General features: G+C 43.0%; 1 pseudogene. It reads right to left on the reverse strand.

Annotation, left to right across the window (positions count from 1 at the left end):
* Positions 1 to 495: pseudogene (locus tag C9J12_RS30390) on the reverse strand (IS6 family transposase); the annotation flags it as partial.
* Positions 496 to 551 lie beyond the last annotated feature (56 nt).

Genomic DNA, 551 nt, shown 5'->3' on the forward strand with positions numbered 1-551 from the left:
ATTGAAAGGACCTCAATAAGGCTCAGCATGTGCCCACTATGCCAAAGCTCAACGTTGATATTGTGCAGTGCTAATGCGTTGGAATGGCTTCCATCAATCACCACCTTTTTCAGGTAATCCATGTTGGCCGATGGCCTTTTGGAAAAAGGCTCTCGCTGCTTTTTCATCTCGCTTATCACGCAGTAGAAAATCAATTACATCACCATATTTATCAACGGCTCGGTAGTAATATTTCCATTGGCCTTTGACGTTGATATAGGTTTCGTCCATCCGCCACGAAGAAGCCACTGGCTTCTTATTTTTGCGAGCTCGATGTTCTAGCAATGGTGCATACTTAATCACCCAGCGGTTCAATGTTGAGTGATCAACATTAATACCTCGTTCTGCATAGATTTCTTCAATTTCACGATAACTCAATTTGTAAGAGAGATAGTACCGAACCAATTGAAGGATGATGTCTGACGGAAAGTGGCGGCCTGAAAAATTGATAGTCATTGTGCGAGAAGTAGTGAGTGGTGACGGAGAACATAACTTACTACTCCTGCTTGCGA

Origin of the sequence: Photobacterium frigidiphilum, assembly GCF_003025615.1 — a bacterium.
Taxonomy (GTDB): domain Bacteria; phylum Pseudomonadota; class Gammaproteobacteria; order Enterobacterales; family Vibrionaceae; genus Photobacterium; species Photobacterium frigidiphilum.